This is a genomic window from Actinosynnema sp. NPDC091369, from assembly GCF_044757065.1.
In the GTDB taxonomy this organism is placed as follows: Bacteria; Actinomycetota; Actinomycetes; order Mycobacteriales; family Pseudonocardiaceae; genus Actinosynnema.
Genome location: NZ_JBIVUG010000001.1, coordinates 502,548 through 515,643, shown reverse-complemented (window position 1 = coordinate 515,643; position 13,096 = coordinate 502,548). Strand labels below are relative to the sequence as shown.

15 protein-coding genes are annotated in these 13,096 nt (G+C 73.1%); 6 read left to right on the top strand and 9 right to left on the bottom strand.

Translation table 11 applies throughout. The annotated features are described in order from the left end of the window. The first annotated feature begins 35 nt into the window (after positions 1–35). Positions 36–680 carry a DUF2537 domain-containing protein gene (locus tag ACIQMJ_RS02490; protein ID WP_499759235.1) on the top strand — a complete coding sequence of 215 codons (645 nt, stop codon included), beginning with the start codon at positions 36–38 and terminating at the stop codon, positions 678–680. A 16-nt stretch (positions 681–696) separates the two neighbouring features. On the opposite strand, the gene ACIQMJ_RS02485 is transcribed toward ACIQMJ_RS02490, so the two are convergent. Then, entirely contained in the window at positions 697–2,544 is a 1,848-nt protein-coding gene (locus tag ACIQMJ_RS02485; protein ID WP_499759234.1) for an ABC transporter ATP-binding protein, read from the bottom strand. After that, positions 2,541–4,304: an ABC transporter ATP-binding protein gene (locus ACIQMJ_RS02480; protein WP_499759233.1), complete on the bottom strand. Its 1,764-nt coding sequence runs from the start codon at positions 4,302–4,304 to the stop codon at positions 2,541–2,543. The genes ACIQMJ_RS02485 and ACIQMJ_RS02480 overlap by 4 nt, the downstream gene beginning before the upstream one ends. Before the next feature lie 103 nt (positions 4,305–4,407). Between ACIQMJ_RS02480 and ACIQMJ_RS02475 the strand changes: the two genes are divergently transcribed. Further along, on the top strand, positions 4,408–4,635 hold the full coding sequence (locus tag ACIQMJ_RS02475) for a hypothetical protein (RefSeq protein ID WP_499759232.1): 228 nt from the start codon (positions 4,408–4,410) through the stop codon (positions 4,633–4,635). Here ACIQMJ_RS02475 and ACIQMJ_RS02470 read toward each other — a convergent pair whose 3' ends face one another. From ACIQMJ_RS02470 to ACIQMJ_RS02440, 7 genes are all read right to left on the bottom strand, one after another. Then, positions 4,636–5,082 (bottom strand): hypothetical protein, encoded by a 447-nt coding sequence (locus tag ACIQMJ_RS02470; RefSeq protein WP_499759231.1) that lies wholly within the window; start codon positions 5,080–5,082, stop codon positions 4,636–4,638. Further along, the gene (locus ACIQMJ_RS02465; RefSeq protein WP_499759230.1) at positions 5,075–5,449 is read right to left on the bottom strand and encodes a hypothetical protein; all 375 of its coding nucleotides are present in this window, start codon (positions 5,447–5,449) and stop codon (positions 5,075–5,077) included. The genes ACIQMJ_RS02470 and ACIQMJ_RS02465 overlap by 8 nt, the downstream gene beginning before the upstream one ends. Positions 5,450–5,487: 38 nt before the next feature. Beyond that, positions 5,488–5,856, bottom strand: coding sequence for a hypothetical protein (locus ACIQMJ_RS02460; protein ID WP_499759229.1), 369 nt, complete (start codon positions 5,854–5,856; stop codon positions 5,488–5,490). Between the two features lie 99 nt (positions 5,857–5,955). Next, positions 5,956–6,867, bottom strand: coding sequence for a septation protein SepH (gene sepH, locus ACIQMJ_RS02455; RefSeq protein WP_499759228.1), 912 nt, complete (start codon positions 6,865–6,867; stop codon positions 5,956–5,958). Positions 6,868–7,121: 254 nt separating this feature from the next. Beyond that, the gene (gene serC, locus ACIQMJ_RS02450) at positions 7,122–8,255 is read right to left on the bottom strand and encodes a phosphoserine transaminase (RefSeq protein ID WP_499759227.1); all 1,134 of its coding nucleotides are present in this window, start codon (positions 8,253–8,255) and stop codon (positions 7,122–7,124) included. Between the two features lie 106 nt (positions 8,256–8,361). Next, positions 8,362–8,760 carry a polysaccharide biosynthesis C-terminal domain-containing protein gene (locus tag ACIQMJ_RS02445; RefSeq protein WP_499759226.1) on the bottom strand — a complete coding sequence of 133 codons (399 nt, stop codon included), beginning with the start codon at positions 8,758–8,760 and terminating at the stop codon, positions 8,362–8,364. After that, complete coding sequence (locus ACIQMJ_RS02440; protein ID WP_141979370.1) at positions 8,757–9,869, bottom strand: citrate synthase 2; 1,113 nt, start codon at positions 9,867–9,869, stop codon at positions 8,757–8,759. The genes ACIQMJ_RS02445 and ACIQMJ_RS02440 overlap by 4 nt, the downstream gene beginning before the upstream one ends. A gap of 177 nt (positions 9,870–10,046) precedes the next feature. Between ACIQMJ_RS02440 and ACIQMJ_RS02435 the strand changes: the two genes are divergently transcribed. From ACIQMJ_RS02435 to ACIQMJ_RS02420, 4 genes are read left to right on the top strand one after another with little or no spacing between them, the layout of a single operon-like run. Next, complete coding sequence (locus tag ACIQMJ_RS02435) at positions 10,047–10,349, top strand: urease subunit gamma (RefSeq protein WP_499759225.1); 303 nt, start codon at positions 10,047–10,049, stop codon at positions 10,347–10,349. A gap of 10 nt (positions 10,350–10,359) precedes the next feature. Continuing rightward, entirely contained in the window at positions 10,360–10,731 is a 372-nt protein-coding gene (locus ACIQMJ_RS02430) for an urease subunit beta (RefSeq protein WP_499759224.1), read from the top strand. After that, complete coding sequence (locus ACIQMJ_RS02425; RefSeq protein ID WP_499759223.1) at positions 10,728–12,446, top strand: urease subunit alpha; 1,719 nt, start codon at positions 10,728–10,730, stop codon at positions 12,444–12,446. The genes ACIQMJ_RS02430 and ACIQMJ_RS02425 overlap by 4 nt, the downstream gene beginning before the upstream one ends. Continuing rightward, positions 12,446–13,096 carry an urease accessory protein UreF gene (locus ACIQMJ_RS02420; protein ID WP_499759222.1) on the top strand — a complete coding sequence of 217 codons (651 nt, stop codon included), beginning with the start codon at positions 12,446–12,448 and terminating at the stop codon, positions 13,094–13,096. The genes ACIQMJ_RS02425 and ACIQMJ_RS02420 overlap by 1 nt, the downstream gene beginning before the upstream one ends.

Genomic DNA, 13,096 nt, shown 5'->3' with positions numbered 1-13,096 from the left:
ACGTTCTCCCCGAGCACGAGCAGAGGAGGACGTAGGTGGAACTGCGGGTCCAGGACGGCCGGGCCGTGCTCGCGGGCCGCGACGACGCGGGCGAGCGGGAAGTCGACCCGCACACCCTCCCGCTCGGCGCCGGTCTGGCCGACGCGTTGCACGAGTGGGCGAAGGTGGCCGACGCGGTGACGCGGGCCGAGCCGCCCTCCGACGGCGCGGCGAACGCGCTCGTGACCAGGCGGGGACGTCAGTTGGCGGGAAGGGTGGCGGCGGACATGGGCACACCTGTCGAGTACACGGACCCGGTGAGCGGCGAGCAGGTGGTCGTGGAGGTCCCGACCGACGAGGACAGGCCGGACGAGGACGGGTCGGACGACCTGGTCGACGCGGCGGACGGCGAGGCCGAGGAGCCGGAACCCCGGGAGGAGACCCCCTGGGGCACCGGCCTCACGGTCACCTTCATCGTCGCCGCCGTGGTGACGTTCACCGTCTACACGCTGTCGGTCGGGCTGGGCGAGACCAGCCAGTGGCTCGCGCTGCTGGCGAACGCCCTGGTGGTCGGCGGCATCGCCCCGTCCGTGTGGCTGGCGCGCAACGTGCCGGTGTGGCGGTGGGTCGCGTACGGCGTGGTGGCGGGCGTGCTGGCGGCGTGGCTGTCGTTGCTGCTGACCACCCTGCTGAGCCCCTAGCCCCCGAGCCCCCGGCCTAGGCCAGGGAGTCCCGCCACGCGGTGTGCAGCGCGGCGAACCGGCCGCGCCCGCCGATCAGCTCCTCCGGCGTGCCGTCCTCCACCACCCGGCCGCCTTCGAGCACCAGCACCCGGTCGGCGATCAGCACGGTGGACAGCCGGTGGGCGATGATGAACGCCGTCCGCCGCGCCAGCACCGTCTCCAACGCGCCCTGCACCGCGCGTTCGGTCGGGACGTCCAGGCTGGACGTCGCCTCGTCCAGCACCAGCACCGCCGGGTCGGCCAGGAACGCCCGCGCGAACGCCACCATCTGCCGCTGCCCGGCCGAGAGCCGACCGCCGCGCTTGCGCACGTCGGTGTCGTAGCCCTCGGGCAGCGCCCGGATGAAGTCGTCCGCGCCGACCGCCCGTGCCGCCGCCTCGATCTCCTCCCGGGTCGCGGACGGGCGGCCCAGCGCGATGTTGTCCAGCACGGACCCGTCGAACAGGAAGTTCTCCTGCGTCACCATGACGACCGCGCGGCGCAGCTCGGCGTCGGCGACCGACCGCAGGTCGACCCCGTCCAGCCGGACCGCGCCCGCGGTCGGGTCGTAGAACCGGGCCACCAGCTTGGCCAGCGTCGACTTGCCCGCGCCGGTCGCGCCGACCAGCGCCACGGTCTGCCCGGCGGGCACGGTCAGGTCGAACGGCGGCAGCACCACCGGCGTGGAGTCGGAGTAGCGGAACTCGACGCCGTCGAACCGCACCGCGCCCTGGACGTCGCCCAGCGGCGTCGGCTCCTCGGGCTCGCGGACCTGCGGCTCCTCCTCCAGCAGGCCGGAGATCTTCTCCAGCGCCGCGGTGGCCGAGGCGTAGGCGTTGGCGAACATGGCCAGCTGGTCGAACGGGTCGTAGAACCGCCGCACGTACAGCGTGAACGCGGCCAGCACGCCGAGCTCCAGCCCGCCGTCGGCCACCCGGAACGCGCCCCAGGCGAGGATCACCGCCAACGACAGGTTGCCGATCACCCGGACGAGCGAGGTGAAGGCCGCCATCACGCCCATGGCGTCGGTGTTGGCGTCGCGGAACCGGCCGTTCAGCTCGCCCATGATCTTCTCGTTGCGCCGCTCCCGCCGGAACGCCTGCACCGCGCGGATGCCGTTCATGGTCTCCACGAACTGCACGATGATCTTCGCGATCGCGCCGCGGGTGTGCCGGTAGGCGCGGCCGGAGCGGCGGCGGAACCAGCGGGTGAGCAGGATCAGCGGCACGAAGCCGGACAGCACCACGAGGGCGAGCGGGACGTCCAGGTAGAGCAGGACGACCGAGATGCCCAACAGCGACAGCATCGAGGTGAAGAAGCCGTCCAAGCCCTCCTCGACCAGGTCCTGAAGCGAGTCGACGTCGCTGGTCAGGCGCGAGATGACCTTGCCGGAGGTGTACTTCTCGTGGAACGACACCGACAGCCGCTGCGCGTGCCGGAACACGCGTTCGCGCAGCACCAGCAGGACGTCCTGGCCGATCCGGCCGGTGAGCCGGACGAACGACCAGCGCAGCAGCGTGGCCGAGATCGCGGCGGCCACGTAGCCGCCGACGCACCAGGCCAGCGCCTCGGGACGACCGTCCAACGCGGACGGCACGCCGGTGTCGATGGCCGCCGCGATGAGGAGCGGACCGGCCAGGTTGACCACGTTCTCCGCGATGACGACGACCAGCGCGAGGATCGCGGCCCGGGTGTGCGGGCGGAGCAGTTCGGCCAGCAGGCGGCGGGACCGGGCCTGCAGCTTCACGCCCGTGGCGTGGTCGACCTCCTCGACGTCCTCGGCGGCGACGCCGCGCCAGGCTTCCTCTTCGTCCGGCCGCGGTTCGGTCACGCTGCTCGTCACGCCGCCACCTCCTCGTCCTCCATGGTGGACAGCAGGGCGCGGTAGTCCTCGTTGTCCGCAAGCAGTTGCGCGTGCGTTCCGGTGGCCGCGATCCGGCCGTCCACCAGCATCGCCACCCGGTCGGCGAGCTGGACGGTGCTCGGGCGGTGCGCGACGACGAGCGCCGTGACGTCCTTGAGCACGCGGCGCAGCGCGGCCTCCACCTCGGCCTCGGTGTGCACGTCCAGCGCGGACAGCGGGTCGTCCAGCACCAGCACCGCCGGGTGGCCGGCGACCGCGCGGGCCAGCGCGAGGCGCTGTCGCTGCCCGCCGGACAGCGACAGCCCCTGCTCGCCGATGCGGGTGTCCAGGCCCCACGGCAGGGCGTCGACGAACTCCTCGGCGCGGGCCACCTTCAGCGCCTCGCGGACCCGTTCCTCGTCGACGCCCTCGGCGCCCAGCGCCACGTTCTCGGTGACGCTCGCGGAGAACAGGATCGGCTCCTCGAACGCCGTGCCGATCACGCGGCGCAGGTCCGCCAGGTCCAGGTCGCGGACGTCGACGCCGTCGAGCGTGACGCGGCCGGCGGTGACGTCGGCCAGCCGGGGCACGAGCGCGGTGACGGTGGTCTTGCCCGAGCCCGTGGCGCCGACCAGCGCGACGGTCTCGCCCGGCCGGATGTCCAGGTCGACGCCGCGCAGCACCTCGCGGTCCGACCCCGGGTGGCGGTAGCGGACCCCTTCGAGGCGCACGTGCCCGCGCACGGGCGTGGCCAGGGGCTTCGGGTCGGGCGGGCTGGTCACGGTGACGTCGGTGTCGGTCACCTCGAAGTACCGCTCCAGGGCCGACGCGGTCGAGTTCGTCTCCGCCAACAACCACCCGATCGAGTCAATCGGCCAGCGCAGGTAAGCGCTCACCGTGACGGCCGCGACGAGCGTGCCGACGGTCACGGTGCCGTCGGCGATGCCGAGCGAGCCGAACGCGAGCTGCCCGGCGATGCCCAGCTCGGGCAGCACGATCAGCACCGCCCACAGCGCGGCGAAGATCCGCACCTTCGAGATCTCGGTGTCGCGCAGCTCGCGGGCCTGCCGGATGAACCGCTTGGTCAGGTGCGGGCCGCGGCCGAAAGCCTTGAGCACCCGGATGCCGAGCACGGACTCCTCGACCACGGTGGTCAGGTCGCCGGACTGGTCCTGCGCCCGGCGGGCCACCACCTTGAACTTCGTCTCGAACAGGTACGACAGCCCGACCAGCGGCAACGTGGTCGCCAGCACGATCAGGCCGAGCACGGGCGCGAGCCAGAACAGCACGCCCAGCCCGATCGCCACGACCAGCGTGTTCACCACCAGGAAGATCACGGCGAAGCCGACGAACCGCCGCACCTGGGTCAGGTCGGTCGTGGCGCGGGACAGCAGCTGCCCCGACTGGTAGCGGTCGTGGAAGGCCACCTCCAGGTCCTGGAGGTGGTGGTACAGCTCGGCGCGCATCCGCGCCTCGACGTCCGACGCCGGTCCGGCGATCAGCTTGCGGCGGGCGTAGAACAGGCCCGCCTCGGCGCAGCCGAGCACCACGACGATGCCGATGAGCAGCGGCAACGCGCCCAGGTCGCGGTCGGCGATCGGGCCGTCCACGATTTGTTGGGTGATCAGCGGGATGCCCAGGCCGCACGTCATCGCGAGCAACGTGGCGGCCATCGCGAGCACGACGGGCGTGCGCACGGGCTTGAGGTACGGCCACAGCCTGCGCAGTGTCGCGGCTGTGGAAGTACGGTCTTCCGACACGAGTCCCCCTCCGGTCCACCCCGACGGTACGAAGGTGGGCCGACGATCGGCATCCGGTTTTCCCGGCTTCGACCCTGCAAGCTGGACCTAGGTGGAGGTCAAGGTGGATGTGACGTACCTGCGGGCCGAGGCGTCCATGGCGTTCCCGCGCGGCCGGTTGCTGGCGGTGCGCGGGGGCAAGTTGTGGGTGCTCGCGCCGGACGGCTGGGACGCGGTGGGCGGGCCCCGGCCGGAGGGGGCGCGGCCGATCAGCCGGGAGGACGCGGTGCGGTGGTGCCGGTTCGAGGGCTTCGACGACGACGTGCTCGACGCCGTGCCGCTGCCGGGGTGACTACCGCTTGCGGAGGACGGCGGGCGCGCTGAGCAGGGCGGCGAGGCCGTAGCTGGCGCCCGCGAGCAGGGTCAGCACGGTCCACTTGTCGCCGAGGGCCGCGAACTGGTCCGGCAGCTCGAAGTAGTGCGCGAGGCCCAGCAGGACCGGGCCGAGCAGGATGATCGGCCACACCGGGCGGACCTTGAGCAGCCAGAGCACCGGGCCCGCGAGCAGGGCGCTGAACAGCAGCGCGATCGGCAGGCCGACCACGACCAGCAGGATGAACTCACCCAGGGTGGTGTCGTTCACCACCCGGTCGAGCACGCCGCTGCGGTACGCCCAGATCCACGCGATGAGCAGCGCGGACCCGACGAACGCCGACACCAGCACGCGCACCAGCACCTTGACCGCGAAACCGCCCGCGGTCAGGCGTGAGGTGTCCGGGGTGCCCGGGGTGTCAGCCACGGGCAGCAGTGTGGCCGACCGGGTGCCGTGCTGTCACCGGTGCGGCGAGGACGAACCCGATGACGCCTGCCGCGACCGAACCCGCCGGGATCGACACCCACACGGTGAGCAGGGTCAACACGGCGGTGAAGGTCACGCCCACGGCCGCGAAGCCGAGTGCCCGGTCCTGGTGGGCGGCCCGCAGGACCAGCCAGGCGAGGAGGACGCCGACGATCAGGCTGATCGGCATCGCGAACAGGCCCACGGCCAGGCAGTCCCAGTTCTCGGTGGAGCAGATCGTCCCCGATGCGATGAACTCGCGCAGGCCCCACCAGGCCGCGCCCAGGGCGGCGCCGAGCACGGCTCCGGCGACCAGTCGTCCCAGCATGGTGATCGGTTACCCGGCCGGTCACGCGCGGTAAACGCTCACGCCGACAGCAGGCCGCCGATGAGGAACGCCACCGCGCCCACCCCCGGCCCGAACGCCACCGCGGGCAGCGCACCGCCGCCCGCCGTCACCAGCGCCAGCAGCAGCGTCACGCCGACGCACGTGGCCGCCGTCACGCCCGGCTTGGCCACGCCCAGCCGGCGCAGCGCGAACCAGGCCGCCAGCCAGCTCACCACCGGCAGCGCGGGCCACACCAGGAGCAGCAGGTTCCACTCCATCCCGTACCGGCACGGATAGTCGTCCGGCGCGCAGACCGCGGCCGGCAGCCCCGGCGACAGCCACCACCCGAGCCCGACGACCGCACCGATCGCCGCCAGCCGGCCGTACCGCCACGCCCCGCTCCTCATGTGAGCGATCCTCGGGCACCCGGTCCGGGCGGGGCATCAGTAAAACTACGCGAGAACGCCCCCGCCTCGGGTGAGGCGGGGGCGTTCCGGTGGACCGGGTCAGCCCCGGGTGGAGCGGACGCCCAGCAGGACGTCTTCCCAGGACGGCACGATCGGGTGGTTCTTCTTGCCGCGCTTGGGCGGCGGGTCCTTGCGCGGCGGTTGCTGCTTGGTGGCCGCGGCCGGTTGCTTCGGGGCCGGGGGTGCGGCCGGGATCGGCTCCTCGGCGACCGGAACGGGGTCCGGCGTGGGCTGGGGCTCCTGGACCGGTGGCGCCGGGGGCGGCGGGGCCGGTTCCTCGCGGGCGAGGATCTCCGGTTCCGCCTGCTTCTCCAGCTCCAGGGCCTGGCGGGCCAGCTGGGTCACCGGGCGGACCGTGCGCAGCGTCCGGTTGGGGTTCGGGTCCATGAGCTCCATGGCCCCGTCGTCCAGCGCGGTCACCGTGCCGCCCTGGGCACCCGGGTGGAACGCCCAGTGCGCCAGGTTGTCCGACCGGCCCGCGGTCCAGTGCAGCTGGACCACCCAGCGGCCGTCCTCGCCCCGCCACGAGTCCCAGCTGACGTCGGCGTAGTCCTGGCCGCGCAGGCCGAAGGAGTGCGCGACGACCTCGCCGAGGGTCTGCACGTCCGGGCCGTCCTCGCGGACGGGGTGGGCGCGCTGGGCCAGCTCGGCGGTGCGGGACCGCTCCAGCAGGACCGGGTAGGCGTAGCGCTCGACGCGGTGCGCGGGCAGACCGGCGGCGGCCGCGACCTGGGCCACGGACTCGCCGGCGCGGATGCGCGCCTGGATCTCGCGGGGCCGCATCTGGCTCTCGACCTCGATCTCGATCTGGCCGAGCCGGGTCAGGTCACCGCGTGCCGCCGCGCGCAGCCGTTCGTCGGCGGGGAGCACGAAGCGCTCGCCGCGATCCGGGTCCTCGAGGATGACGGACTTGCCGTCGTCTTCGAGCCCGATGACTCGCAACGCTCGCATCATGGCCTCCCGGATGGCTCACCTCGCACGAGTACTCACGTTAATGCGGCGCGCCGCCTTGACGGGGGAGACTCGCCGCGTTCACCGATATCTTCGTGTGATCTTGCCGTATGTCGGCGCGTCGCGCACGTTCGTTACCCCAAGGTTCACCTGTGCGGCCCCGGGCGCGGTTCGGTTCGGGATGCCGAAGTGCCTGGTGACGGCGACGGGGGCCGCCCCGTGGTGGGACGACCCCCGTCGGTGGAACCGCGCGGTCAGAGCTGGGAGACGACCCAGTCGACGGCCTTGGTCAGCGTGCTCACGTCGGTCGGCTCGACGGCCGGGAACATGGCGACGCGGAGCTGGTTGCGGCCCAGCTTGCGGTACGGCTCGACGTCCACGACGCCGTTCGCGCGCAGCACCTTGGCCACGACCGAGGCGTCCACCGAGTCGTCGAAGTCGATGGTGCCCACGACCTGCGAGCGGTGCGCCGGGTCGGCCACGTACGGGGTCGTGTAGGAGGTCGACTCGGCCCACGAGTACAGCCGCGACGACGAGTCGGCGGTGCGCTCGACGGCCCACTTCAGGCCGCCGTTGCCCAGGATCCACTGGACCTGGTTGTCGAGCAGGAACAGCGTGGCCAGGGAGGGCGTGTTGTAGGTCTGGTCCTTGGTGGAGTTGTCCAGCGCCGTGGTCAGCGACAGGAACTCCGGCACCCAGCGGCCCGACTTGCCGATCTCGTCCACGCGCTCCAGGGCGGCCGGGGACATCAGCGCGATCCACAGGCCGCCGTCGGAGGCGAAGCACTTCTGCGGCGCGAAGTAGTAGACGTCGAAGTCGGCCGGGTCGACCGGGAGGCCGCCCGCGCCGGAGGTGGCGTCGATGGCGATGAGCGCGCCGTCGCTGTTCGCGGGGCGGGAGACGGGCACGGCCACGCCGGTCGAGGTCTCGTTGTGGGCCCAGCCGACGAGGTCGGCGCCCTCGGCGTAGGCGATCTCGGGCGCGCTGCCCGGGTCGGCCTTGACCACGATCGACTCGCCGAGGAACGGCGCGTCGTTGGTGACCTTGGCGAACTTCGAGGAGAACTCGCCGTAGGTGAAGTGCTGGGCGCGCTCGCGGACCAGGCCGAACGCGGCGGCGTCCCAGAACGCGGTGGTGCCGCCGTTGCCCAGGACGACCTCGTAGCCCTCGGGCAGCGAGAACAGTTCCCGCAGACCGGCGCGCACCGAGCCGACCAGGGACTTCACCGGCTTCTGCCGGTGGGAGGTGCCCATCAGCGCGGCGCCCTCGGCCGCGAGCGCCGCCAGGGCCTCGGGACGGACCTTGGAGGGCCCGCACCCGAACCGGCCGTCGGACGGCAGCAGGTCGGAGGGCAGGACCAACGAGGTCGGGTCGGCGGTCTGGGTCATCGCGAAGCCTCCGGTTACGGGGAGGGGGTCGGCACGACCGGCGCCGTTGCCGGGGCCCTAAGTGTTGCAGCCGCGTGGCCGGCCGGTGACAGGCGGGTGTCCCGGGTCACGTGGAATCACCGTCGGTGACCTGGCGCGGGTGCGTGTCGCGGTCGGCCCGGTCGTACCCGACGAAGATCCACAGGTCGCGGTCGCCGTCGTTGCGGACGGCGTGCGCCCAGTTCGGGGGCGGTGCGACCACGACGCCCCCCGACCCGGTGAACGTGCGGTGGCGGGTCGGGGTGCCGGGGCCGGTGTCCCAGTGCAGGGACCAGGTGTCGCGGTAGACCACGGCCATCAGCTCGCCCTTGTGGGCGTGGTAGTGCCGGCCACGCGTGCGGCCCGGTCGGACGGACGCCAGGTGCGCGTCGGCGATCGGGCCGAGGGCGGACAGGCCCGCCAGGGTGAAGCTGACGCCGCGCTCGTCGCCGAACGCCTCCAGGGGCGTGACGGGCAGGTCCGTCACGCGATCTCGGCCCAGCCCTCCACCTCGGACGGCTTGCGCGGGCCGGGGCCCACGTACTTCGCGGACGGGCGGACCAGGCGGCCGGTGCGCTTCTGCTCCAGGATGTGCGCCGACCAGCCGGCGGTGCGGGCGCAGGTGAACATCGCGGGCATCATGTGCGGCGGCACCTGGGCGAAGTCGAGGATCACCGCGGCCCAGAACTCGACGTTGGTCTCGATGGCGCGGTCCGGGCGGCGTTCGCGCAGCTCGGCCAGGGCGGCCTGCTCCAGGGCGTTCGCCGCCTCGTAGCGGGTGGCGCCGAGCTCGCGGCACGTCCGGCGCAGCACGCGGGCGCGCGGGTCCTCCGCCCGGTAGACGCGGTGGCCGAAGCCCATCAGCCGCTCGCCCCGGTCGAGGATGCCCTTGACGAACCCCTCGGCGTCGCCGGTGCGCTCGACCTCCTCGATCATCGGCAGCACGCGGGCGGGCGCGCCGCCGTGCAGCGGGCCGGACATCGCGCCGATCGCGCCGGACATGGACGCCGCGACGTCCGCGCCGGTGGAGGCGATGACGCGGGCGGTGAACGTCGAGGCGTTCAGGCCGTGCTCGGCGGCCGACACCCAGTAGGCGTCCAGGGCCTTGACGTGCGCCGGGTCGGGCTCGCCGCGCCAGCGGGTGAGGAAGCGCTCGGTGATGGTGGTGCACTCGTCGATGCGGTGCTGCGGCACGGCGGGGCGGCCGATGCCGCGAGCGGACTGCGCCGCGTAGGACAGGGCCATGACGGAGGCGCGGGCGAGCTGCTCGCGGGCCTGCTCGTCGGTGATGTCCAGCAGCGGCTGGTAGCCCCATATGGGGGCGACCATGGCCAGCGCCGCCTGCACGTCCACCCGGACGTCGCCGGTGTGCACCGGGATCGGGAACGGCTCGGCGGGCGGCAGACCCGGACCGAAGCGGCCGTCGACCAGCAGCGCCCACACGTTGCCGAAGGTGACGTGACCGGCCAGGTCCTCGATGTCCACGCCGCGGTAGCGCAGGGCGCCACCGTCGCGATCCGGTTCGGCGATCTCGGTGCGGAAGGCGACCACGCCCTCGAGACCCGGCCGGAAACCGTCGTCCTCGGTCTGCACCACGCTGTGCGCTCCTTCTCGGCGAAAGTAAAGAAGTTGGAGAAACCTTGCTCCCCTTCCCAGCGGACGGCAATCGCGGCCACGCGTGTCCTCGGTCACGATCAAGGAACCGATTCAGAGATCGTTAACGGCTTGTTTCCGTTCCGCGTTCGGGTCGTTGCCCGTGGTAGACCACCCACCATGCACCTGACACCGCAGGAGCGGGACAAGCTGCTGGTCCACGTGGCCGCCGACGTCGCACGACGGCGGCTGGAGCGCGGAGTGGTCCTGAACCACCCGGAAGCGGTCGCCCTGATCACCCACCACGTGCTGGAGGGCGCGCGTGACGGCCGGACGGTCAGCGAGCTGATGGAGAGCGGCCGGCACGTGCTCGCGCGCGACCAGGTCCTGGCGGGTGTGCCCGAGATGATCGAGTCCGTGCAGGTCGAGGCGACCTTCCCGGACGGCACCAAGCTCGTGACCGTGCATGACCCGATCGTGTGAGGAGCAGCCCGTGGTCCCAGGCGAGATCATCACCGGCGACGAGCCGGTCGAGCTGAACCCCGGCCGGCCGCGGACCACGCTGGTCGTGGTCAACGCGGCGGACCGCCCGGTGCAGGTCGGGTCGCACTACCACTTCGCGGCGGCCAACCCCGGCCTGGAGTTCGACCGGGAGGCCGCGTGGGGCAAGCGGCTGGACGTGCCGGCGGGGACGGCGGTGCGGTTCGAGCCGGGCGTGGAGCGGGAGGTGGTGCTGGTGCCGCTGGCGGGCGCGCGGCGGGTGCCGGGGTTGCGGCCGGAGTGGGCCGGGGACCTGGACGCCGGGAAGCCGGACGCCGCCGGGTCGGCCGCCCGGGAGCCGGACGCCGGGGAGCCGGGCCGGTGACCGGGATCGACCGCCGCCGGTACGCGGAACTGCTCGGCCCGACGGTCGGCGACCGGATCAGGCTCGCCGACACCGACATCCTGATCGAGGTCACCGAGGACCGGTCGATGGGCCCGCACGGCTCCGGCGACGAGGTGATCTTCGGCGGCGGGAAGGTGATCCGCGAGTCGATGGGCCAGGGCGTGGCCACCCGCGCGGAGGGCGCGCCGGACCTCGTCATCACCGGCGCGGTCGTGCTGGACCACTGGGGCGTGGTGAAGGCGGACGTCGGCGTGCGCGACGGCCGGATCGTCGGCATCGGCAAGGCGGGCAACCCCGACACCATGGACGGCGTGGACCCGGCGCTGGTCATCGGGCCGTCCACGGAGATCCTGTCGGGCAACGGCAAGGTGCTCACGGCCGGCGGCATCGACTGCCACGTCCACTTCATCACCCCCGGGATCGTGGACGTCGCCGTGGCCTCGGGGCTGACCACGCTGATCGGCGGCGGCACGGGTCCGGCGGAGGGCACGAAGGCCACCACGGTGACGCCCGGCGCGTGGAACCTGGGCCGGATGCTCGCCTCGATGGACCACATGCCGGTGAACGTGCTGCTGCTCGGCAAGGGCAACACCACCCGGGAGGACGCGCTGCGCGAGCAGCTGGCGGGCGGCGCGGGCGGGTTCAAGCTGCACGAGGACTGGGGCACCACGCCGGCCGCGATCGACGCGTGCCTGCGGGTCGCCGACGAGTCCGGGGTGCAGGTCGCGATCCACACGGACACGTTGAACGAGGCCGGGTTCGTCGAGTCGACGCTGGCCGCCATCGCGGGCCGGTCGATCAACGCCTACCACTCCGAGGGCGCGGGCGGCGGGCACGCGCCGGACATCATCCAGGTGGTGTCCGAGCCGAACGTGCTGCCGTCGTCCACCAACCCGACGCGCCCGCACACGGTGAACACGCTCGAAGAGCACCTGGACATGCTGATGGTGTGCCACCACCTCAACCCGTCCGTGCCCGAGGACCTGGCGTTCGCGGAGAGCCGCATCCGGCCGACCACGATCGCGGCCGAGGACGTCCTGCACGACCTGGGCGCGATCTCGATGATCAGCTCCGACTCCCAGGCCATGGGCCGGGTCGGCGAGGTGATCATCCGGACGTGGCAGACCGCGCACGTGATGCGGCGGCGGCGGGGCGAGCTCGCCGGTGGTGGTGGCACGGCCGACAACCTGCGCGCCCGCCGGTACGTGGCCAAGTACACGATCAACCCGGCCATCGCGCACGGCATCGACCACGAGGTCGGGTCGGTGGAGGTCGGCAAGCTGGCCGACCTGGTGCTGTGGGAGCCGAAGTTCTTCGGCGTGCGGCCGGCGGTCGTGCTCAAGGGCGGGTTCATCGCGCACGCGGCGATGGGCGACGCGAACGCGTCCATCCCGACGCCGCAGCCGGTGTTCGCCCGGCCGATGTTCGGCGCGCACTCGGCGGCGCGCGGCAGCGTGCACTTCGTGGCGCAGGAGGCGGTGGACGCCGGGCTGGCGGACCTGCTGCGGCTGGCGCGCCCGCTGGTGCCGGTCCGGAACACGCGGGGCGTCACCAAGGCCGACATGGTGCTCAACGACGCCATGCCGTCGGTGAAGGTGGACCCGGACAGCTTCGCCGTGCGCATCGACGGCGAGCTGGTGGAGCCCGCGCCGGTGGCGGAGCTGCCGATGGCCCAGCGCTACTTCCTGTTCTGATGAACCTCGCGGCGCTGATGATCGCGGACTCCCGGTTCCCGGGAGGCGGTCACGTGCACTCGGGCGGGCTGGAGGAGGCCGTCGCGCGGCGGTTGGTCCACGACGAGGTGTCGTTGCGGTCGTTCCTGGTCGGGCGGTTGCGCACGGCGGGGGCGTTGGGCGCGGTGTTCGCGTCGGCCGCGTGCCGGGGGCGGTACGCGGAGCTGGACGCCGAGCTGGACGCCCGTACGCCGTCGCCCGCGCAGCGCAACGCCTCACGCGTGCAGGGGCGCGGCATCGCGCGGGCGGCGCGGCGGGCGTGGCCGTCGGCGGCGCTGGCCGAGCTGCTGCGGGTCGCGCCGCGCCCGCACCACCCGATCATCGTGGGCGTGCTCGTGGGCGAGCCGTTCGAGGCCGCGCAGACCGTGGCCTACCACGCGGTCACCGGCCCGGCGACGGCCGCGGTCCGGCTGCTGGGCCTCGACCCGTTCGGGGTGAACGCGGCGCTGGCCGCGTTGGCGCCGGAGATCGACGCGATCGCCGCGACGGCCGCCGACCACGCCGACACCCCGCCCGAGGACCTGCCCGCGCCGAGCGCCCCCGGCCTGGACCTGCTGGCCGAAGCCCACGACCGCCACCACTCGGAAGAGGTGCGTCTCTTTGTCAGCTGA

Bases quoted from the DNA above. Each gene is read 5' to 3' on its own strand.
- ACIQMJ_RS02465 (WP_499759230.1), bottom strand. From the start codon at position 5,449: ATGCTGGGACGACTGGTCGCCGGAGCCGTGCTCGGCGCCGCCCTGGGC.
- ACIQMJ_RS02460 (WP_499759229.1), bottom strand. From the start codon at position 5,856: ATGAGGAGCGGGGCGTGGCGGTACGGCCGGCTGGCGGCGATCGGTGCG.
- sepH (WP_499759228.1), bottom strand. From the start codon at position 6,867: ATGCGAGCGTTGCGAGTCATCGGGCTCGAAGACGACGGCAAGTCCGTC.
- serC (WP_499759227.1), bottom strand. From the start codon at position 8,255: ATGACCCAGACCGCCGACCCGACCTCGTTGGTCCTGCCCTCCGACCTG.
- ACIQMJ_RS02435 (WP_499759225.1), top strand. From the start codon at position 10,047: ATGCACCTGACACCGCAGGAGCGGGACAAGCTGCTGGTCCACGTGGCC.
- ACIQMJ_RS02420 (WP_499759222.1), top strand. From the start codon at position 12,446: ATGAACCTCGCGGCGCTGATGATCGCGGACTCCCGGTTCCCGGGAGGC.